The organism is Marinobacter sp. Arc7-DN-1, from assembly GCF_003441595.1.
Classification (GTDB): domain Bacteria; phylum Pseudomonadota; class Gammaproteobacteria; order Pseudomonadales; family Oleiphilaceae; genus Marinobacter; species Marinobacter metalliresistant.
Window position 1 is genome coordinate 3762539 of the sequence record NZ_CP031848.1, and the last position, 20364, is coordinate 3782902.

Here is a 20364-nt window from a genome sequence, read left to right on the forward strand (position 1 = left end):
CGGGTATGACAGGGCCTGAGTTGCAGGAGCCCGCCTATGTCCTTCACCGCCGCCCATGGCGGGAAACCAGCCTTATGGTTGATGTGTTCACCCTGAATCACGGCCGTATGACCGTGATCGCCAGGGGCGCCAACAGCACCAAAAGTCCCCTGAAAGCCCAGCTCCAGCCGTTCCAGCCGTTGGTTATGAACTGGGTCGGTCGGGGCGACCTGAAAACGCTTACCGAGGTTGATGTGCGCAGTGGCCCGGCGTTGAGGCGGACTATTTCCCTGTACAGCGGACTTTACCTGAATGAGCTGCTGCAGCGGGTTCTTCCGGCTGCTGATCCACACCCGACCCTGTTTGCGGCCTATATCGATGCCATCGACCAGCTCTCCGGCACAACCGACGTCGAGCCGGTGCTCCGTCGGTTCGAACTGGCGTTTGCTTCGGCCCTGGGCTACGACTTTGCCTGGGATGTCGCCACTGACACGGGGCAATCCATCGAGGCCGGCCAGCAGTATTGTTATGATCCGGAACAGGGCATTGTGTCCGGGGGCTCGCCCGGAGTACGCCTGCAAAATCTGCCGGGGGACGTGTTATTGGCCCTGGCCCGGGAGGATTTCGAATCCGGCGCCTGCCGCCGGGTGTCCAAGCGGGTTATGCGCGTGCTCACCGACTACCTTCTGCAGGGGCGGCCCCTGAACAGTCGCAGCCTTTTCACTCACCTTCGGGGAGAATCACATGAATCCTAGAGTTTTGCTTGGCGTCAATATTGATCACGTTGCCACCCTCCGGCAGGCGAGGGGGACCCGGTATCCGGACCCGGTACAGGCGGCGCTGATGGCCGAGGAGGCGGGTGCTGATGGCATCACCATCCATCCGAGGGAAGACCGGCGCCATATCCAGGACCGGGACGTGCTGCTCCTGAAAGAAGTACTGCAGACCAGGATGAACCTTGAAATGGCCGTTACCGATGCCATGCTGGCGTTTGCCGAGCAGGTGCGGCCGGAGTGTGTTTGTCTGGTGCCTGAAAAGCGGGAAGAGCTGACCACCGAGGGCGGCCTCGATGTCGATGGCCAGGAAACCAGGGTGGCGAAGGCCTGTGAGCGCCTCGCCCGGATCGGCGCCGAGGTGTCACTTTTTATTGCTCCAGATCCGGTGCAAATTGATGCTGCGGTTCGCTGTGGCGCCCCGGTGGTGGAGCTGCATACGGGCGAATATGCGGAAGCCGGCACTGCCGAGGCCGAGGATGCCACCTTCAGGACTATCGCCGAGGCCGCCGCCTACGCGCGCAAGAAGGGGCTGATTGTGAATGCGGGCCATGGCCTGCACTATCACAACACCGAGCGGGTGGCGGCTATTCAGGGCATCAACGAGCTGAATATTGGCCATGCCATTATCGCCCGGGCCGTCTTTACCGGCCTGAAAGAGGCTGTCCGCGACATGAAAGCCATTCTTGATCAGGCCCGGAGCCGGGCCTGATCAAGAGGTTTCAGCCGCCTGGTGCCGTTCGCGAAACAGCTGCTGCCAGTCGGTCTGTTCGCTCCAGATCTGCAGGCGCTCCATGGCGGAAAGCAGCTGGTCTTTCCGGTGTTCCAGATCGGGTGCGGAGCACTTGATGGCTGTTTCCAGCCGATTGGCCGCGGCCCGGAGTTCCGGAACACCGCAGTAGCGGGTAGCGCCATGGAGCTTGTGAACACACTCCAGCAGCTCATCCATGCTCTGATTTACCCAGAGTTCTGATACCCGCTCCAGATCTACGTGGACCTGCTCCAGCAGCATACTGAACAGTTCCTCGGCCAGGTCAGCTTTGCCAGCCGCCAACTGAATGCTCTCATCAACACTCACGCAGTCCTGTTGCATCTGGCGCGTTGACGGACGCAGGGCGCGGCGGGTGTCCCGGACTTCCGGTATCCGGGTGCGCCCCGGGCCGGCCATGCCCGGGCAGACATAGCCGGTGTACTCGTGAATAATTTCGGTGAGCTGGCTGCTGCTGATGGGTTTCGGCATATAGCCGTCGAATCCCTGCCTGGTCAGCCTTTGCTGTTCGTCGGCAAGAGCATGCGCTGTGAGCGCAATGATCGGCGTGCGGGGACTCCCGGTATCCATCTCCCGTAATCTGGCTGTCGTCTCCACGCCATCCATTCCAGGCATCTGAAGGTCCATGAATACCAGGTCGAAGGGTTTTTGTCTGGCCTTGCTGAGGGCTTCAAATCCGCTGGAGGCGCCTTCGGCTTCGAGCTGGCAGTCTTCGAGCAGGGTAAGGACCAGTTTCAGGTTGGCGTCGTTGTCATCCACGGCGAGTACCCTGGGTACGTTGCCAGTGGACAGCCGATGGCCGCCAGTTTCATATTCCACAGTGGTGCGTCCCGCCGAGTTGATGCCATGCACCAGAAGCAATAGCTCGTCGTACAGGGCGTCCCGGCACACCGGTTTGGTCAGGTGGCCACTGGCCAGCCCGGAGAGCGGGGTGTCATGGGTTTCGAGCGTTGGTGTCAGCAGCAGGGTCCGGCAATCCCGTTCGATTTCCAGGGTGCGTACAAGCCCGCAGTACTGGCTGGAATTGAGCAGATGGCGGGTAATACCAACGATGGCCGCGGCATAACCGGTCTGGCTTTTCTGGGCTTCCTCAATCTGCTCCTGCAGGGCACCCGGGGATTCCACCCGGTCAACCACCATGCCCCAGTCCCGTAACAGGTGTTCTACCGCCAGGCCCGTGGTCTTCTGTTGTTCAAGGTAGATAACCCGCTCACCTTGCAGCGCATCCCTCGGCGCGATGGCTTCACCACTGGTTGCCAGCTCCGATGTCAGGGTAAACCAGAAGGTTGAGCCCTTGCCCAGTTCGCTCTCAAGGCCGATCCTGCCGCCCATCTCCTCCACCAGCCGTTTGGAGATGGCCAGGCCGAGACCGGTACCGCCATACTGGCGGGCAGTGGACGCGTCTGCCTGGCTGAAGGCATTGAACAGGGACTGCTGCTGGGCCCGGGAAAGGCCCACGCCGGAATCGGAAATGCTCAGGCGGAGGGTGACCCGATTGGTGTCTTTCTCTTCTTCTTCCAGGCTTGCGCGGAGCACCACTTCACCCGTCTGGGTAAACTTGATGGCGTTATTCACCAGGTTGGTGATGACCTGTTTGACTCGCAACGGGTCGCCCATGATGTTGTCCGGCACATCGTTATAGACCAGAGGCACCAGGTCCAGGTTTTTGGCGTGGGCCGCGGGCGCGAGCATGACCATGACCTCTTCGACAATGTCCCTTAACTGGAAGGGTACACGGTCGAGTATCAGTTTGCCGGCCTCGATCTTGGAGAAGTCCAGAATGTCGTTGATGATGGTGAGCAGTATTTCAGAAGACTTGCGGATGGTGCTCAGATGGTCCCTCTGCTGCCTTGGCAGCGGGCTTTTCAGCAACAGTTCGGTGAAGCCGATAATGCCATTGAGGGGGGTGCGGATTTCGTGGGACATATTGGCCAGAAATTCCGACTTGATCCGGCTGGCTTCCAGGGCCTCCTTCCGTGCGAAGTCCAGTTCAATATTCTGGATCTCGATGGTTTCCAGGGTCTCACGCAGGTCCCCGGTAGCCTGGTCGACATTCTGCTGCATCTCGGCCTGGGCTTTGCTCAGCTCTTCAGCCATGGCATTGAGCCCGGATTCGAGCTGCTCGAATTCAGGGCCGGCTCCGGTATGGATACGGGTGTCCAGCCTTCCTTCCTTGAGTTTGGCAACGGCTGCATTCAGTTCAAACACCGGATTGGTGAAGGCCCGGCTGAGCCTCAGGGCAATCGCCATACTGAGGATGACGCCGCCCAGAACCAGCAGCAGGGAGATCAGCAGAGCCTTGTAGGTCTCCTTCTCGGTACGGATGTGGGACATCTCCACGACGACCCAGCCCAGGGGCTCCCGCAGGCCGGACATGGACTGGCGGGCATCCGGGTCCATCATGCTCTCGATCATCAGATCCTGAAGGAAGACGGGGGTAATAAAGCGGGTGCTGTTCTCCCGGGAAATTCGTGTGGCACGTTCGGCGGTCAGCTCTTCGCTGTTCACGGTCTCGGAACTGCCAGGCCCGGTATGCAGCAGTCGTGAGCCGTCACTGCCAAAGAAGGTGATTGAGCGGACATCCTGTTCTTCGAGAAGGGCATTGGAGAGATTGCTGAGCAGGCTCCGGTTAGCGGTGAACAAACCGTACTCCGACCCTGCCGCCAACTGGCGTGACAGAGATTCACCCCGGTCCCTGAGCAGACTCTCAATATCGGTGACCCAGCTGTAGGTGAAAAACAGCCCCAGCATCAAGGTGGTCAGAAGGGTGGGAACCAGGGTTACCACCAAAACTTTCTTGCGAATGCCCCAACGTCGCATACTGTGTTCCTGAATTATTGCTTTGTCCGCACGCAGGTGCGGAAAACTTCCCTGTTAAGAATAGATGATCCGGACGCGGATAACTGTGTTAATTCAGTCCCGGCAGCCCCGGAAAATCTCGTGGCGGATATAGCCACCGGTCATGGATATAGCAAGAAGCTGTATTGGGAGACCGGGGCGATAACGCGTATCATGCGAAGCCAAAAGTGTACCACAGGGTTATCATATGCATTTTCCCACCATTGAAGATTATGTCGGGCACACCCCTCTGGTTCGCCTGCAACGTCTCCCCGGTGAGACCAGCAACATCATTCTGGCCAAGCTGGAGGGTAACAACCCCGCCGGCTCGGTAAAGGATCGCCCGGCCATCAGCATGATCCAGGAGGCGGAGCGCCGCGGTGAAATCAAGCCGGGCGATACTCTGATTGAGGCGACCAGTGGCAATACCGGCATAGCCCTTGCGATGGCGGCAGCGATCAAGGGCTACCGTATGGTGCTGATTATGCCCGCCAACATGAGTGAGGAGCGCCGGGCCTCCATGCGGGCCTATGGCGCAGAGATTGTCACGGTTACCAAAGAAGAGGGCATGGAAGCCGCCCGGGACCTGGCCCTCAGGATGGAAGCCGAGGGCAAGGGTAAGGTGCTGGACCAGTTCAGTAACCAGGATAATCCACTGGCGCATTACCGCACGACCGGACCCGAAATCTGGGAGCAGACCGAAGGGCGTGTCACGCACTTTGTCAGCTCGATGGGCACCACTGGCACCATCATGGGCGTTTCCCGGTATCTCAAGGAGCGCAACCCTGATATCCGCATTATCGGTCTGCAGCCGAAAGAGGGCGCCTCGATCCCCGGAATCCGGCGCTGGCCCGAGGCCTACCTGCCGAAAATCTACGATGCCACTCGGGTGGACCAGGTGCTGGACATCGGGCAGGAAGAAGCCGAGACCACCATGCGGGCCCTGGCCTCCGAAGAGGGTATCTTTTGCGGGGTATCCTCGGGCGGGTCCATTGCCGCCGCCCTGAAACTGTCACAACAGGTTGAAAATGCCATCATCGTAGCCATTATCTGTGATCGCGGTGATCGCTACCTGTCGACTGGCGTGTTTCCCGGCGCCTGAATCCGTTTTTACCAAGAGACCCGAATATGAGCAGACGACGCAGGAAGGCTCTTCCCAAAGAGCCTGTGCGCTGTGACATTGAATCCCTGAGCCACGACGGCCGGGGGATCGCCCGTCAGGACGGCAAAATCCAGTTTGTGGATGGCGCCCTGCCCGGGGAGACGGTGATCGCCAAAGTGGTGTCCAGCCGCAGCAAATTTGATGAACTGCGCGCCGAACAGGTGTTGGAAGCCGCGCCGGAGCGCCAGGCACCGCCCTGCGAGTTCGCCGACCTGTGCGGGGGCTGCAGCCTTCAGCACATGAGTGGCGATGCCCAGATCCGGTTCAAGGAAACTACCCTGCGTGAACATTTTGCCCACTTCGGGGGCATTGAACCCGAAGAGTGGATCGAACCCCTGCGCTCGGAAAGCAGCCTGGGTTATCGCCGTAAGGCGCGCCTGGGGGTCCGTTACGTGAAGGCCCGGGAATCCGTTCTGGTGGGTTTCCGGGAGAAGCGCAACAGCTTCCTGACCGACATTGATCGCTGCGCAGTGCTGGATCCGCGCATTGGAGAGCGGGTGCTGCCACTGCGCGACATGCTCCACGACCTGGACGCCTACAACCGGATTGCCCAGGTGGAAGTGGCCTGTGGTGATGATGTGGCTGTGATGGTTTTCCGAAACATGGATGAGCTCTCGGCGGGTGACCGGGAAAAACTCATTGCCTTTGGTCAGGCCCACGATTTGCATATTTACCTGCAACCCAAGGGGCCGGATACCGTGCACCGGATCTGGCCTGAATCTGCTGGCCGGGATGACGAACGTCTGAGCTACCGGCTGGAAGAATTCAAACTGACCATGAAATTTCATCCCATGGACTTTACCCAGGTCAATGCAGGCATCAACCGGGCGATGGTACACAGGGCTGTCGAGTGGCTGGATGTGCAGCCAGAGGAGCGGGTGCTGGATCTGTTTTGCGGCCTTGGCAACTTCACCCTGCCGCTGGCCAGGAAGGGTGGCCAGGTTGTTGGCGTGGAAGGCGATGAGACCATGGTCGTCCGTGGTCGGGAAAACGCGGAACTAAACGGTCTGGATAATGTCGCTTTTCACGGCGCCGATCTGCATGGGGATTTCACGGGACAAAGTTGGGCAAAGGAAGGGTTCGACAAGATCCTGATTGATCCGCCCCGTTCCGGTGCCGAAGAAATCTGCACGTACCTGACGGCATTCGGGGCCCGGAGGATTGTCTATGTGTCCTGCAATCCGGCCACCCTGGCGCGGGATGCGGGGGTGATGGTGCGCAACGGCTATCGTCTGGTGCGCGCGGGTGTGATGGACATGTTTCCCCACACCACCCATGTGGAATCCATCGCGCTGTTCGAGCGGGATTCCGGCTGAAGATGTCGTGGGCCGTCAGGGATGGCTGCGGGAACCATCAGGAACAACAAGACTGATATGGTAAAAGTTCGCGAAGACTACGCAATGACCGGCGACGGCCAGGTGGATATTGAGGGCTGGGTACACCAGATTGCCTCGCAAACACATCTGGACGACGTTAACCAGTTCCGGCGAGCCTGCGAAAAGGCGGCTGAGATTGATCTGCAGGCGTTCCGGGAAGATCGCCTGTGGGCGCCCGGTTCCAGCAGTTTCCGTATCGGTATTGAAATGGCCCAGGTGCTGGCGGAACTGCATCTGGACCAGGCCAGTCTGGTGGCCGCGATTCTGTATCGGTCCGTTCGTGAGGAACGGGTTCCGCTTGAAGACATCCGCAAGGAATTTGGCGATGAGGTCGCAGGCCTGATCAATGGCGTTCAGCAAATGGCGGCGATTTCCTCCATTCATCACCCGCTCAAGGGCAATGTGCTGGGGCAGAGTGAAGGCCAGCTGGACAACGTTCGCAAGATGCTCGTTACCATGATCGATGACGTGCGCGTTGCCCTGATCAAGCTCGCGGAGCGGACCTGCGCCATCCGGGCCGTCAAGAATGGCACCGAAGAGAAGCGCATGCGCGTTGCCCGGGAAGTGTTCGACATCTATTCGCCGCTTGCCCATCGTCTTGGCATAGGCCACATCAAATGGGAGCTGGAGGACCTGTCCTTCCGCTACCTGCACGGGTCCGCCTACAAAAAGATTGCCAGGCTGCTTGATGAAAAGCGCCTTGACCGGGACGGCTACATAAGGCAGGTAATTAAGACCCTCCAGACGGAACTGAAAGCCTTCGGAATTGAGGGCGAACTTTCGGGCCGGGCCAAGCACATCTACAGCATCTGGCGGAAAATGCGGCGCAAGGGTATCGACTTTTCCCAGGTGTACGATGTCCGTGCTGTGCGAATCCTGGTGCCGGAAGTACGGGACTGCTATGCCGCGCTCGGGATCGTTCATACCCTGTGGCGCCATATCCCCAACGAGTTCGATGACTATATTGCCAATCCCAAGGAAAACGGTTACCAGTCGCTGCACACGGCGGTGATCGGGCCGGAAGGCAAGGTCATGGAGGTCCAGATCCGTACCCACAAGATGCACGAGGAAGCGGAGCTGGGTGTGTGCGCCCATTGGTTGTACAAGGGCACGGACAAAAGCAACAAGTCCACCGGTTACGATGCCAAGATCAACTGGCTGCGCCAGGTTCTTGAATGGCAGGAAGAGCTTGGCGACCTGTCCGGGCTGGCGGACCATCTGAAGTCCGATGTGACATCGGACCGGGTGTATGTATTCACCCCCGAGGGCCATGTGGTGGATCTGCCCCAGGGTGCGACCCCGGTGGATTTCGCCTATCGGGTCCATACTGAAATCGGCCACGCCTGTCGGGGAGCGCGGGTGAACAGTCGTATCGTGCCGCTGACCTATCCGCTGAAAACCGGGGATCAGGTGTTTGTCCTGACCTCCAATAACCCGGCCCCCAGTCGTGACTGGCTGAACCCGAGCCTCGGCTATATCCAGACGTCCCGGGCCCGGGCCAAGGTAACGCACTGGTTCAAGCAACAGGATCGCGGCCGCAATATCATTGATGGCCGGGCCATCCTTGAGGACGAATTCGGGCGCCTGTCGCTTTACGATGTGGATCTCGGCGAGCTGGCAGAGAAAGTGAACTACCACAGCGCCGAGGACATGTTTGCCGCGGTTGGTGCCGGCGACCTGCGCCCGACTCATGTGGCCAACGTGGCCCAGCAGATGCTGGAGCCGAAATCCGGGCAACTGGACCTCAAGCTCAGCACCCAGCGGCGCAGGCCTTACGACACTGAATCCGATATCCAGATTGTCGGCGTAGGCAAGCTGAAGACCCAGGTGGCAAAATGCTGCAAACCCTTGCCCGGGGATGCCATTGGCGGCTACATCACCGTGGGTCGGGGGGTAACCGTGCACCGTCAGGATTGCCTGACATTCCTGAATCTGCAGGAGTTTGAACCGAACCGGATAATCGAGGTGAGCTGGGGCGGCCGACCGGCGGCTGTCTATCCGGTGGACATTGAGATTGAAGCCTACGACCGGTCCGGATTGCTGCGGGACATCACCCAGGTGCTGTCCTCGTCCAGGAGTGATGTGCTGGCGCTGAATACCCTGAGTAACAAGGATGAAAATACGGCCACCATGTTGTTGACGGTAGAGATTTCCAGTCTGGAGCAGTTGGCTCGACTGCTGGCGAAGATCCGTAACCTGCCCAATGTCATTGATGTAAGGCGTAAGCGCGGATGAGCTACACTATTGATGACCTGAAAACCCTCATGGCCCGGCTCCGGGACCCGGAGACCGGCTGCCCATGGGACACCTGGCAAACCTACAAGACCATTGTGCCTCATACCCTTGAGGAGGCCTACGAAGTCGCCGATGCCATTGAGCGCGAGAATTACCCGCATCTGAAGGATGAATTGGGTGACCTGCTGTTCCAGGTGATCTTCTACGCCCAGATTGGTCGGGAAGACGGGCATTTCGACTTTGATGGTGTGGTTGATCACCTGGTTCGGAAACTGGTGCGTCGGCACCCCCACGTCTTTCCCGAGGGCACCCTGGAAAGCCGTATCGACCCGGATCACCGGCCGGATGAAGCCTGGATCAGGGAAAGCTGGGAGCGCATCAAGGCGGAAGAGCGGGCACTGGCCTCCACCCCGGAGACTAACGAGCCATCCAGCCGGCTTGACGGCATTGCCCGAACCCTGCCGGCCATGGCCCGGGCTGAAAAGCTCCAGAAGCGGGCGGCCCGGCACGGTTTTGACTGGCCGGACATCGGCCCCGTGTTCGATAAACTCCATGAGGAAATCGACGAACTCAAGGAAGCATGGGAGGCGGCGCAAACTGGCGCTGGCGATCCAGACGCCGTTGAAGATGAACTGGGTGATCTTCTTTTCGTCTGCGTGAACCTGGCACGGTTCATGAAAGTCAATCCTGAGCAGGCCCTCAATCGAACCAACCACAAGTTCGATGCCCGCTTCCGGGCGATTGAACGTGTGCTTGAACGAGAGGGCCGCGACATGGACGAAGAATCACTGGAGGCGCTGGATGCCGTCTGGCAGGCGGTTAAAGGCGTGGAGCGGGGAGGGAACGGATGCTGAATCCGGCCGATCGGTAAGTACAATCCGTTACCAATTTTCCCGCCCCCGGACCGACGGCTTCGTCTACACTTCCGGAAACGGATGCACGGTTTTCGTGCGCCGTGCGCCATCAATAAGATGCAGGAGTGAAGGCACCATGAAAATCAAAGATCTGGTCAATTACTGGGACAAGCATGCTCGTGGTCGGCTTACCCGGGACGCCTATTTCATGGCGTTATCTGACCAGCATCACAAGCGCCTCGAAAAGCTCGCAGCGCTTTATCCAATGAAGTCGCCCCAGGACCTGATGCGGGACCTGATTTCCGCAGCACTGGACGAGATGGAAACCAGTTTTCCCTATGTTCAGGGAACCCGGGTGGTGGCTTATGACGAGGACGGTTTTGAGATCTACGAAGATCAGGGCCTGACTCCGAAGTTTGTCAGCCTGAGCCAGAAGCACATTCAGCGCCTCAAGGCCCGTCAGCTGGAATCAGTAGCCTGACGGGCAGCCCGCTGCCCGTCGATACTTACTTTTCCTTTTCCTTTCCCTCCAGCCTGTCCTTCAGCGGGCTCTGGCGAACCAGATCGTCCAGGGCCGCACCAATCATATCGTTCAGGATATCGCTCTCACTGCGGTCCGGGTATAGCTCGGCCAGTGTAGCCACCCGTGCCGCATCCTCCAGTGGAAGGCGCAAATTGTAATCGTGAGTGCGCTCCACGGGCTCTTTTTGCTTTTCCCAGTGTTTGGGCAGATCAGTAACCTTCATGATGACTCCTTGCAGCTACAGGCTTGAATCGCCAATAGACTTTCTCGACTGTTCCTTAGTATCGTAAGTTTACTTTGCCTCCGTCAATTCAAAAGGACGCCAATGTGACTGAGCTACATCCGGATCTCAGAGAAAACGTGCGAATGTTGGGCGAGCTGCTGGGCCAGAGCATACGACGACACCCCGGGCAGGATTGTTATGAGCTGATCGAGGAAATCCGGGCCGCTGCCAAAGCGGACCGCCTGCACGAAAGCGGCTCTGGCCAGCGGCTGGTGAGCTTGCTGGGTAAGCTGCGCGATGACGAACTCCTGCCGGTTACCCGGGCCTTCAACCAGTTTCTCAACCTCGCCAACCTGGCCGAGCAGTACCATGGTATAAGACGCAAACGGGGGCATCAGTCTGATCTGATGGTTGAATCCCTGGGTGAGGTCTTCGATCGGCTGAAAACCGGAGGTGTCAGCCCGGAGGAACTCCACCAGCGAGTTGCCGATCTGCGGATCGAGTTTGTGCTGACCGCTCACCCCACCGAAGTGGCCCGCCGCACACTGATCATGAAATACGACGAAATGTCGGATTGCCTGGCGAGGCTGGATCACGAGGACCTGATGCCCGCGGAGAGCGAGGAAATTGCCAACCGCCTGTCCCAGCTGGTTACGGAAGCCTGGCATACCGACGAGATTCGCCATGAGCGGCCAACGGCCGTGGATGAAGCCAAATGGGGTTTTGCGGTGATCGAGAACAGCCTCTGGCAGGCGTTACCACAGTTTCTGAGAAGCCTCGACACTTCTTTGCAGGAGGCTACGGGTAGAGGGCTGCCCTTGCAGGCGTCTCCTATCCGGATTGCGTCCTGGATGGGGGGAGACCGCGATGGCAATCCCAACGTGACCCATAAAGTGACCCGCAAGGTTTTCCTGCTGGGCCGCTGGATGGCAGCGGATCTCTATCTTCGGGATATTCAGGCGCTGCGGGCCGAACTGTCCATGTGGCAGGCGAGCGATGAGCTCAAGGCAGTTGCCGGTGATTCCCGGGAACCCTATCGCCATGTCCTCGCCGAACTCCGTGACTGGCTGATTAAAACCCGTGACTGGGCCGAGGCGAGCGTTAACGGCGAACCGGCAGATGCCACCGGTATTCTGTTCGAGAACGAGGACTTTACCGGGCCCCTGGAGCTTTGTTACCGGTCTCTGGTCGATTGCGGCCTGGAGGCGATTGCCAACGGCCCGCTGCTGGACACCATTCGCCGGGCACACACCTTCGGCCTGCCACTGATTCGGCTGGATATTCGCCAGGAAGCGGCCCGTCACGCCGAAGCCGTTGCAGAAATGGTGGATTATGTCGGTCTGGGGGATTACCTGTCCTGGTCTGAACAGGAGCGTCAGTCGTTTCTGGTGCAGGAGCTCCAGGGTCGGCGGCCACTGGTACCCCGCAACTGGGAACCCTCGGAGTCGGTTGGGGAGGTACTTGCCACCTGCGAAGTCGTAGCCCAGCAAACGCCCCAGGCTCTGGGCTCCTATGTGATTTCCATGGCCAGCAAGCCTTCTGATGTGCTCAGCGTCATTCTGCTGCTGCGGGAATCGGGAATGAAGTACCCGATGCGTGTGGTGCCCCTGTTTGAAACCCTGGACGACCTGCGTGGTGCCCCTGAGAGCATGGCTGCGCTGTATGAGGTGGAGTGGTATCGGGAGTATTGCCAGGGCCGCCAGGAAGTCATGATTGGTTACTCCGATTCCTCCAAGGATGCCGGTCAGCTCATGGCCGCCTGGGCGCAGTATCAGGCCCAGGAAAAGCTCACCCACGTTGCAAGCCAGTATGGTGTGCATCTCACTCTGTTCCACGGCCGCGGTGGCACCGTGGGCCGTGGTGGTGGCCCGGCCAACCGGGCCATCCTGTCCCAGCCGCCGGGTTCGGTAAACGGCAGTTTCCGGATTACCGAGCAGGGTGAAATGATCCGTTTCAAGTTCGGTTTGCCCAGGCTGGCGGTGCAGAGCCTGACGCTCTACACCACGGCGGTTATTGAAGCGACCCTGGCGCCGCCGCCGAAGCCGGAGGACAGCTGGCGGGAAACCATGGACTGGCTCACGGAGCGCTCCCTGAAGGCCTATCGGGATGTGGTCCGTGAGAATCCGGACTTTGTACCTTATTTTCGCCAGGTAACGCCGGAGCAGGCGTTGGGAAAACTGGCACTTGGAAGCCGGCCGGCGCGAAGAAAGGCGACCGGCGGCGTGGAAAGCCTGCGGGCCATTCCCTGGATTTTCGCCTGGACCCAGATGCGGCTGATGCTGCCCAGCTGGCTGGGCAGTGATGTGGCGCTGGAAGAGGCGGCACGGGATAACCGGCTCCCGGTCCTCAGGGATATGATGCATGGCTGGCCTTTCTTCCGCACCTATGTGGATATGCTGGAGATGGTGCTGGCCAAGGCAGATTTGCGCATCGCCAGCTATTATGAGCAGACGTTGCTGGACGATGACAAACTCAAGGCCCTCGGGAAAAGCCTGAGAATACGGCTTCAGGGCTGCATTCAGCGGCTTCTGGAGCTCAAGGAACAGAACGACTTGCTGGAAGGTGAGCCGGTGTTCGCGCATTCCATGCGGGTGCGTAATCCCTACACGGATCCTTTGCATTATCTGCAGGCCGAGTTGCTCCGACGTGACCGGGAAAGTGAAGGCAAGGGCGAAGTGCCGGAGTTGGTGGAGCGTGCCCTGAAAGTCACGATGGCTGGCATCTCGGCCGGCATGCGCAACACCGGCTAAAAAGTGCTGGAAAGAGGCCGGGTAGCTCGGCCACTGACGCTGGATAACAGGAGTAAGCTGTGGCACTGGCTGCACGATTGGAGCGTTTTCTTGCCCGCAAGGGTATTGGTTTTCAGGAGTTGCCGATTGACCCGGTAACCAGCCTGGATTCAGCGGTTATTGCCTCGGGGCTCCCCCAGGCCGATTTTATCCAGGCCACACTGCTGATTGATATCAGCGGTGTGGTGATGGCCGTTCACAAATTTGACAGCTCCCTTGACCCGGATGCGGTCTACCAGTTGACCGGTCGCCGATTGCAGCCCCTGACCGCCCGCCAGACCATGCGCCTGTTCGGGGACTGCGACCCGGGGTTCACACCGCCCATTGGCCAGGCTTATGAGCTTCCGGTGGTGGTGGATGAAGATGTCGCCAAGGCCGAGCGGGTGCTTTTCTCCAGCGGTACCGATCACTCGCTGATGGAGATGGATGGCCGGTCCCTCAGGTTGGCGCTTGCGGGTGCCAGAGAAGGGCATCTGGTAATCCGCGGGCCGGGCAACGGCAACCGTGAGGCGCTGACCCTGGAGGAAGTGGCCGACAAACTCCAGAAACTCTACCGCCTGCCACCGATGCCGGCCCTTGCGCTGCGCATTCTCCGGCTGACCGCAAATACCGAAGCCACCGCTCGCGAGCTGGCCGAGCTCATCGAGTTTGACCCGAGTCTGACGGCCCAGGTTATGCGCTATGCCCGATCGGCCCTGTTCAACTACCCGGGCCAGATCAATTCCGTACAGGAGGCCGTTACCCGGGTACTCGGTTTCGACCGCGTGGCCCATATCGCCTTGGGCATCGCGTCGGTCCGGGCGTTCGACGTGCCTCGTCAGGGTCTGCTGGGTATGGACAATTTCTGGCGCCACTCACTGTATTGCGCGTTCCTGTGCCAGAGTATTGCACCCAGGTGCGGTGCTGAAAAAGGCCTTGGCTATCTCTGCGGGTTGCTCCACAACTTCGGCCTGTTGCTGGTGGGGCACCTGTTTCCCGCTGAATTTGATGAGCTTAATCAGCTCCGTGAAGCCAACCCTGAAGCCAGTATGCATTCCATTGAGCAGCAGGTATTCGGCCAGGGGGACGGACAGGAAATTCTTGCTGTGGGCCATGGTGCCATTGGCGGGATTCTCCATCGTTTGTGGCAACTGCCGGACCCCGTGATCAAGGCAGCTGGTATCCATCAGCAGCCCGGCTATCACGGAGAGCATGAAAATTACGTGTTGATGGTGCAGCTGTCGAATGCCTTGCTCAAGGAGCGTGGGATTGGTGATGAATTCAATCCCGACGATGTGCCAGCGCTGGTAGAGGGGCTGGGGCTGCAGCCAAATGTACTGGATGAACTCACGGCAGAAATGGATCGGGTAGCTCCGGATCTGGACGCCCTGGCCAGCTCCCTGTCATCCTGACACCCTGGCGTTGTTTGCGGGGAAATGCGCACTTCCGGTGCATGATACGGAGGTCGACTTTCTCTGACGTGGCTGACTTCGTATAATGCGCCCTCGCCGATTCCGGCTGACACCTGTTCCGGATGAGAGAGGCTGTCGCAAAGGCAGGGGTTTTTGCCACAGCTTTTCAAACGATAATGACTAAAACGGGAGCACAGCGTTATGCGAATCATCATGTTAGGCGCGCCGGGCGCAGGTAAGGGAACTCAGGCCCAGTTCATAACCGAGCGGTTCGATATTCCCCAGATCTCCACCGGTGACATGCTTCGGGCGGCGGTTAAGGCCGAGTCCGGGCTGGGTAAGCAGGTGAAGGAAGTCATGGCGACCGGCGGCCTGGTGTCTGACGACATCATCATCGCGCTGATTGAAGAGCGCATCCAGCAGCCGGATTGCAGGAACGGCTTCCTGCTGGACGGTTTCCCCCGCACCATTCCACAGGCAGAGGCCCTGAAAGATCAGGGGATTGCCATTGATTATGTTGTCGAGATTGCTGTCGACGACGACGAAATCGTCAGCCGTCTGTCCGGCCGCCGGGTTCACGAAGGTAGTGGCCGGATTTACCACGTAAAATATGATCCACCCAAGGTGGAAGGCAAGGACAATGAAACCGGTGAGCCACTGGTTCAGCGTGAAGATGACAAGGAAGAAACGGTTCGCAAGCGTCTGAAAATCTACCACGACCAGACTGCACCGCTGATCGGTTACTACCAGGACTGGGCATCAAAAGAGCCGGCCGCGGCACCCAGATACGTGCGGGTAGAAGGTGTTGGCAGCCTGGACAGCATTCGCGACCAGATCCTGTCTGAACTCACGTAAATCCACGGCATCCTGACCTGAGGTTTTCACACACGTGAAACTGCTGGCACTGGATACGTCATCAGAGGGCTGCTCCGCAGCCCTTCTTGTTGATGGCGAGATCTCTGAACGTTTTGAACTTGCCCCGCGCGGTCATACCCGGCTGCTGATGCCGATGGTGCGGGAGCTGCTCCTGGCGCAGGGCCTGGTGCCCGCGGATCTGGATGTCCTGGCGTTTGCCTGTGGCCCCGGTTCCTTTACCGGCCTGCGAATCGCAACCGGGGTGGTACAGGGGCTGGCATGGGGTCTGGATATTCCGGTGGTACCGGTTTCTTCTCTTGAAGCCGTTGCCCTTGGCGCGATCGAAACCCTCGATATTCCCGGGCACAGTATTCCCGGGCACAGTGGTATCGCAGTGGCCTTTGATGCCCGCATGGGGGAGGTCTACTGGGGCTGTTTCGAGTGCCGGGCTGGCATTCCGGTTTTACTGGGAGAGGAGCAGGTTTGTCTTCCCTCAGACGTTGCTCTCCCGTCGGGGCCCGATCACTGGTATGGCGTTGGCCAGGGCTGGCAGTATCGCTCCGGGATGCCCTCCGCAATAACCGGACAGGTAGAAACGATCGATGAAGCACTGGTGCTTCGTGCCTCCTGGGTTGCACGGTTGGCCGCTATCGGATACCGGCAGGGTAAGGCGGTTCCGGCGGAACAGGCCCAACCGGTGTATATCCGGGACGAAGTGGCCTGGAAGAAGCTTCCCGGTCGGTAGTCAGTCCGATCACTCAGGCCTGAGTAAATACTGAACAGCTGCCTTTTCTTCCGGGCGACAATCTTCCATACTTCCAGCTCAGGTTTTCCTGTCATCGGGCCAGCGGTATCTGAACATGGCGGTATCTGAACATGATTGGTGGCATTAATCCGGGCAACAATGTCGTTTCGCAGACGGGCAACAACAGCCAGGTCCGCGAGCGCAGTGATGTCGCACGCGCTCCCGCTTCGGCACCAGAGAAAACGGGCGATTCCGCTCGCCGTGATCTTGCCGATGGCCGCCAGGGTGTGGTCAGTGAGCGAACCCCCACCGAAAGTCTCGAGCGCCGGGTCGAGGCCAGGCGTGCCTCCGAAGACATCCGCCTTGAACGTTTCCGGGCTGGTGAAATCTCCTTGCCCGCCGCCCGAGCCCTGTCCACGTTTGCTTCCGTTGCGGCCGCCGGTCAGGACGCCGGCACCGGCGGCAGCCTGGCCGGAATCGATATTCTGGTCTGATGTCTGATCCCTCTGCTTCTTCTGTAATGCCCGCCGACTGGCAACAAACCATTGCCATTGCCCGAAGTCCCCTGGGGGACAGGTTTCAGGCTGAGTCTCTGGCCGAGTCTCTGTTACTGGAGAATTTAGGGGTGGTGCTGCCCAGGGACGTTCGCGATGTCCCGGTTCTGTTGTTCCTTGATGAGCAGGGCCTGGGCCTGCAAGTTACCGGCAAGGGAGCGCCCGGGCCGGTGCGCGCGGAATTCGTTACCGGCAAGATGGGCTACCGGCGTGAACACGGCGGCGGGGCCGGTCAGCTGGTCGCCAGGGCTGTCGGCCTGCAGAAAACCCGCGCCAATCTGCATATTGTTGATGCCACGGCAGGGCTTGGCCAGGATGCGTTTATCCTCGCCAGCCTTGGGTGCCGGGTAACGTTGTTTGAGCGCAATCCGGTTATCCATGCGCTCCTGGCGGATGGCCTGGCCCGTGCCGCTCTGAACGTGGATTGTGCGATGATCGTTGAACGCATGCAGTTGATGGAAGGCAGCAGTATCGACTGGCTTGAACGGGCTGGCGGTGAGGCTGCCGATGTAATCTATCTGGACCCGATGTTTCCGCACCGGGATAAATCGGCCCTGGTTAAAAAGGAAATGCAGGTATTCCGGACAGTTGTCGGCGACGATGACGATTCCGGACGCCTGCTCGCGGGTGCCCTGGAGTGCGCCCGTTACCGGGTGGTGGTCAAGCGGCCGCGGAAGGCGCCGGCGATTGCCGGGCCGGACCCAACCACACGGATAGAGGGCAAAAGCAGCCGCTACGATGTCTATGCCATCAAGGCCCTGCCTGCCCAGTGAGCCCTTAGCCTGTAAAAAGCCCTTGGTTACCCTGTGAAGCGCCCCTCAGGCTCCCATCATCGTGACCTGCTGAATCGCCTGTCGCTTCTCGACGCCCAGCACCAGCCGTGCGTCCTCTGCCACCTCATCCAGCCCCTCGCCATAACACAGCAAGCCGTTATCATCGGTGGTGATCACGCCGTTCTTCTGCATGTTGGCTATGAAGTTCTGGAACAGGCTCTTGTCGAAGAACTCCGGTGCATTCAGGCCAAACAGGATCGACATGCGTTCGGCCAGCAGTGCGCTCTGCTCTTCCAGTTCTGCCGCACTGATCTTGCCCGAGCCGTATTTCCGGAGGATGCCGAGCGCGATATGGTAGCGCTCTACCGTCTGGATGATAAAACGTGACAGCACACGCAACCTCAGCATGGCCTCGGTGCCTTCGTCTGGCCGGCCAATCCGGTCGTCGTCCAGAGGCTTGAGCAAACCCTGGGCTATCAGAACATCGATCCATTGATTGATGACGGTTTCGGTTTCATCCGAGTGGTACTTCAGGAACAGCTCGGATTGCAGGTAGGGGTAGGCCACGCTGGCCAGGAACACGATCTTCTCTCGCCTCAGGGAATCCTTGTTCTCAAAGAGGCTGGCAATCAGTGAAGGCAGCGCGAACAGGTGCTGGATATTGTTGCGGTAGTAGGTCATCAGAATGGCATTGCTGCCTTCCAGGGCGATGATATCGCCCAGCTTCTGGGGCTGGCGGTTAATCAGCCCCATGCCCTCACAGTAGGCCACCCAGTCTTTACCGCTGCCTTCGGGCAGGGTGACCGTCGCGGCATAGGGAAAGGCTTTCAGCAGGGCGGCGTACTGATCCATCAGCCGGATCAACTGGCCTTCGTCCATCGCCAGACGCTCGGTCCCGAGCAGAACCGTTGCGGCCATGCCAATCGGATTAACCGCGACAGAGGCATTGATGCTGGAGGCTACCCGGAATGCGAGTTCGGATACGGCAGTGTTGAGCCAGGCCGGGCGGTGCCCGGCGTCGTAGGCTTCCTCGCGCCAGCTGTCATGGACATCATCCAGAACGTCGGAAAGGTGAATGGCCTCACCGAAGTTGACCGCCACGCGACCGAAGGAATTGCTGAGTTTACGCGCCGTTTTGGCCAACCCGAAGACACTCTCTTTTTCTTTTTTCTTGCCGCGAAGTTCACCCAGATACGAGCGGCCCTCCATAACCTTTTCGTAGCCAATGTAAACGGGGACGAACACGATGGGCTTGCGGTGATCCCGAAGGAAACTGCGTACTGTCATTGCCAGCATCCCGGGCCGGGGTTGCAGCATCCGGCCTGTGCGGCTTCGGCCACCCTCGACAAAATACTCCACCGAGTAACCCCGGGAAAACATTACATGCATGTATTCGTTGAACACGGTGGCGTACAGCGGGTTGTCCTTGAAGCTGCGGCGCATGAAAAAGGCGCCGCCCCGACGCAGAATGGGGCCCACGACGGGCATATTGAGGTTGACCCCTGCAGCAATGTGCGGCGGCATCAGGCCGTTTTTGTAGAGCACGTAGGACAACAGCAGGTAGTCGATGTGGGAACGATGGCAGGGTACGTAAACGACAGCATTGTCCTGGGCGACGTCTTTCACCACCCGGATGTTGTTGATGGCGATGCCTTTGTAGATCCGGTTCCACAGCCGCGACAACACCACCTCAAGAACGCGAATGGTGACGACGGACATGTTGGCGGCAATTTCGTCGGCATACTTGTAGGCTTTGGCGCGAACCTTTTCCGGCGGGATATCATCTTTGGCGGCCGTTTCCCGGATCGCTTCCTTTACTGACTGGGTCCGCACCAGGCCTGCGACAAGGGTGCGGCGGTGTGACAGGTCTGGTCCCAGTACAGCCTGGCGTACCCGGCGGAAGTGGGTTCTGAGTATCCGGGCCAGTTTCCGGTTGGCGCGCTCTTCGTTATGCCGGTATTCATCAATAACCTGCTTGAGCGAGAGGGGCTGATTGAACTGAACGTAGGTGTTGCGGCCGTGGACCATAATGATCAGAAGTTTCTGCAGCCTGCCGGCAATGGACCAGGTGTCAGACAGCAACAGTTTTACCAGGGATTTCTCCTTGTCCGGGGAGCGGCCCCAGAACAGGGAAACCGGAACGATCTGGACATCCTGATCCGGGTGTTCGAGGCCGTAGTGAACCAGAGCCTGGAACTCGCTGGTAGGCGCCGGTGCCTGGCGCCCCCGGAAAAAACCGCCAATCCGGCGGTACAGAAAGAAGAAAGAATGCGACGGTCCGTTTTTAACCGGCAGGGCTTCTGCCGCTCCGGGTAATCCGGCCCGGATCACTTCCTGCTCCAGAACCAGCCGGCCGGATAGGGAGCTGTACTGAAGCACGTAACATACCGGCGTGTCCGGATCCAGGGCGAGGGCGTCAACGCTGTTGCCGCTGACATCTGTCCGGACCCAGATAAACAGTATCTTGCGAAAAAGGGTCAGGATCAGGCTGCGAATGCCCTGGTAAAGACGCATAAAGTGCAACT

At 59.3% G+C, this 20364-nt stretch carries 16 protein-coding genes; 13 read left to right on the plus strand and 3 right to left on the minus strand.

From position 1 onward, the window contains the following. Positions 1-5: 5 nt before the first annotated feature. Both recO and pdxJ read left to right on the plus strand, forming a co-directional pair. Positions 6-734, plus strand: a complete 729-nt coding sequence (gene recO / locus D0851_RS17695) for a DNA repair protein RecO (RefSeq protein WP_117619806.1) — start codon at positions 6-8, stop codon at positions 732-734. Beyond that, a complete protein-coding gene (pdxJ, locus tag D0851_RS17700) occupies positions 724-1464 on the plus strand; it encodes a pyridoxine 5'-phosphate synthase (protein ID WP_117619807.1) in 741 nt (246 codons plus the stop codon). Before recO ends, pdxJ begins: the two co-directional genes overlap by 11 nt. On the opposite strand, the gene D0851_RS17705 is transcribed toward pdxJ, so the two are convergent. Next, positions 1465-4341, minus strand: coding sequence for an ATP-binding protein (locus tag D0851_RS17705; RefSeq protein WP_117619808.1), 2877 nt, complete (start codon positions 4339-4341; stop codon positions 1465-1467). 226 nt (positions 4342-4567) lie between these two features. Here D0851_RS17705 and cysM point away from each other — a divergent pair, with 226 nt between their 5' ends. The 5 genes from cysM (at position 4568) to D0851_RS17730 (ending at position 10467) form a co-directional block, all read left to right on the plus strand. Further along, the gene (gene cysM, locus D0851_RS17710; RefSeq protein WP_117619809.1) at positions 4568-5461 is read left to right on the plus strand and encodes a cysteine synthase CysM; all 894 of its coding nucleotides are present in this window, start codon (positions 4568-4570) and stop codon (positions 5459-5461) included. 26 nt (positions 5462-5487) lie between these two features. Beyond that, complete coding sequence (gene rlmD, locus D0851_RS17715) at positions 5488-6837, plus strand: 23S rRNA (uracil(1939)-C(5))-methyltransferase RlmD (protein WP_117619810.1); 1350 nt, start codon at positions 5488-5490, stop codon at positions 6835-6837. 57 nt (positions 6838-6894) lie between these two features. Beyond that, positions 6895-9132, plus strand: a complete 2238-nt coding sequence (relA, locus tag D0851_RS17720; RefSeq protein ID WP_117619811.1) for a GTP diphosphokinase — start codon at positions 6895-6897, stop codon at positions 9130-9132. After that, positions 9129-9986 carry a nucleoside triphosphate pyrophosphohydrolase gene (gene mazG / locus D0851_RS17725; RefSeq protein WP_117619812.1) on the plus strand — a complete coding sequence of 286 codons (858 nt, stop codon included), beginning with the start codon at positions 9129-9131 and terminating at the stop codon, positions 9984-9986. The genes relA and mazG overlap by 4 nt, the downstream gene beginning before the upstream one ends. 136 nt (positions 9987-10122) lie before the next feature. Continuing rightward, on the plus strand, positions 10123-10467 hold the full coding sequence (locus D0851_RS17730; protein ID WP_117619813.1) for a pilin assembly protein: 345 nt from the start codon (positions 10123-10125) through the stop codon (positions 10465-10467). 25 nt (positions 10468-10492) lie between these two features. Here the strand turns inward: D0851_RS17730 and D0851_RS17735 are convergent, their stop codons facing one another. Further along, positions 10493-10732, minus strand: a complete 240-nt coding sequence (locus tag D0851_RS17735; RefSeq protein WP_117619814.1) for a hypothetical protein — start codon at positions 10730-10732, stop codon at positions 10493-10495. A gap of 104 nt (positions 10733-10836) precedes the next feature. On the opposite strand from D0851_RS17735, the gene ppc reads away from it, so the two are divergent. The 6 genes from ppc to D0851_RS17765 all read left to right on the plus strand — a co-directional run bounded on the left by ppc (position 10837) and on the right by D0851_RS17765 (position 17839). Continuing rightward, on the plus strand, positions 10837-13482 hold the full coding sequence (gene ppc / locus D0851_RS17740) for a phosphoenolpyruvate carboxylase (RefSeq protein WP_117619815.1): 2646 nt from the start codon (positions 10837-10839) through the stop codon (positions 13480-13482). A gap of 59 nt (positions 13483-13541) precedes the next feature. After that, positions 13542-14912 (plus strand): HDOD domain-containing protein, encoded by a 1371-nt coding sequence (locus D0851_RS17745; protein WP_117619816.1) that lies wholly within the window; start codon positions 13542-13544, stop codon positions 14910-14912. Between the two features lie 201 nt (positions 14913-15113). Next, complete coding sequence (gene adk / locus D0851_RS17750) at positions 15114-15767, plus strand: adenylate kinase (RefSeq protein ID WP_117619817.1); 654 nt, start codon at positions 15114-15116, stop codon at positions 15765-15767. Between the two features lie 34 nt (positions 15768-15801). Continuing rightward, entirely contained in the window at positions 15802-16512 is a 711-nt protein-coding gene (gene tsaB / locus D0851_RS17755) for a tRNA (adenosine(37)-N6)-threonylcarbamoyltransferase complex dimerization subunit type 1 TsaB (RefSeq protein WP_117619818.1), read from the plus strand. A gap of 131 nt (positions 16513-16643) precedes the next feature. After that, complete coding sequence (locus D0851_RS17760; protein WP_117619819.1) at positions 16644-17006, plus strand: UDP pyrophosphate phosphatase; 363 nt, start codon at positions 16644-16646, stop codon at positions 17004-17006. Then, positions 17006-17839, plus strand: coding sequence for a class I SAM-dependent methyltransferase (locus tag D0851_RS17765; RefSeq protein ID WP_117619820.1), 834 nt, complete (start codon positions 17006-17008; stop codon positions 17837-17839). The genes D0851_RS17760 and D0851_RS17765 overlap by 1 nt, the downstream gene beginning before the upstream one ends. A gap of 45 nt (positions 17840-17884) precedes the next feature. Here D0851_RS17765 and plsB read toward each other — a convergent pair whose 3' ends face one another. Beyond that, complete coding sequence (plsB, locus tag D0851_RS17770) at positions 17885-20353, minus strand: glycerol-3-phosphate 1-O-acyltransferase PlsB (protein ID WP_117619821.1); 2469 nt, start codon at positions 20351-20353, stop codon at positions 17885-17887. Positions 20354-20364: the final 11 nt, after the last annotated feature.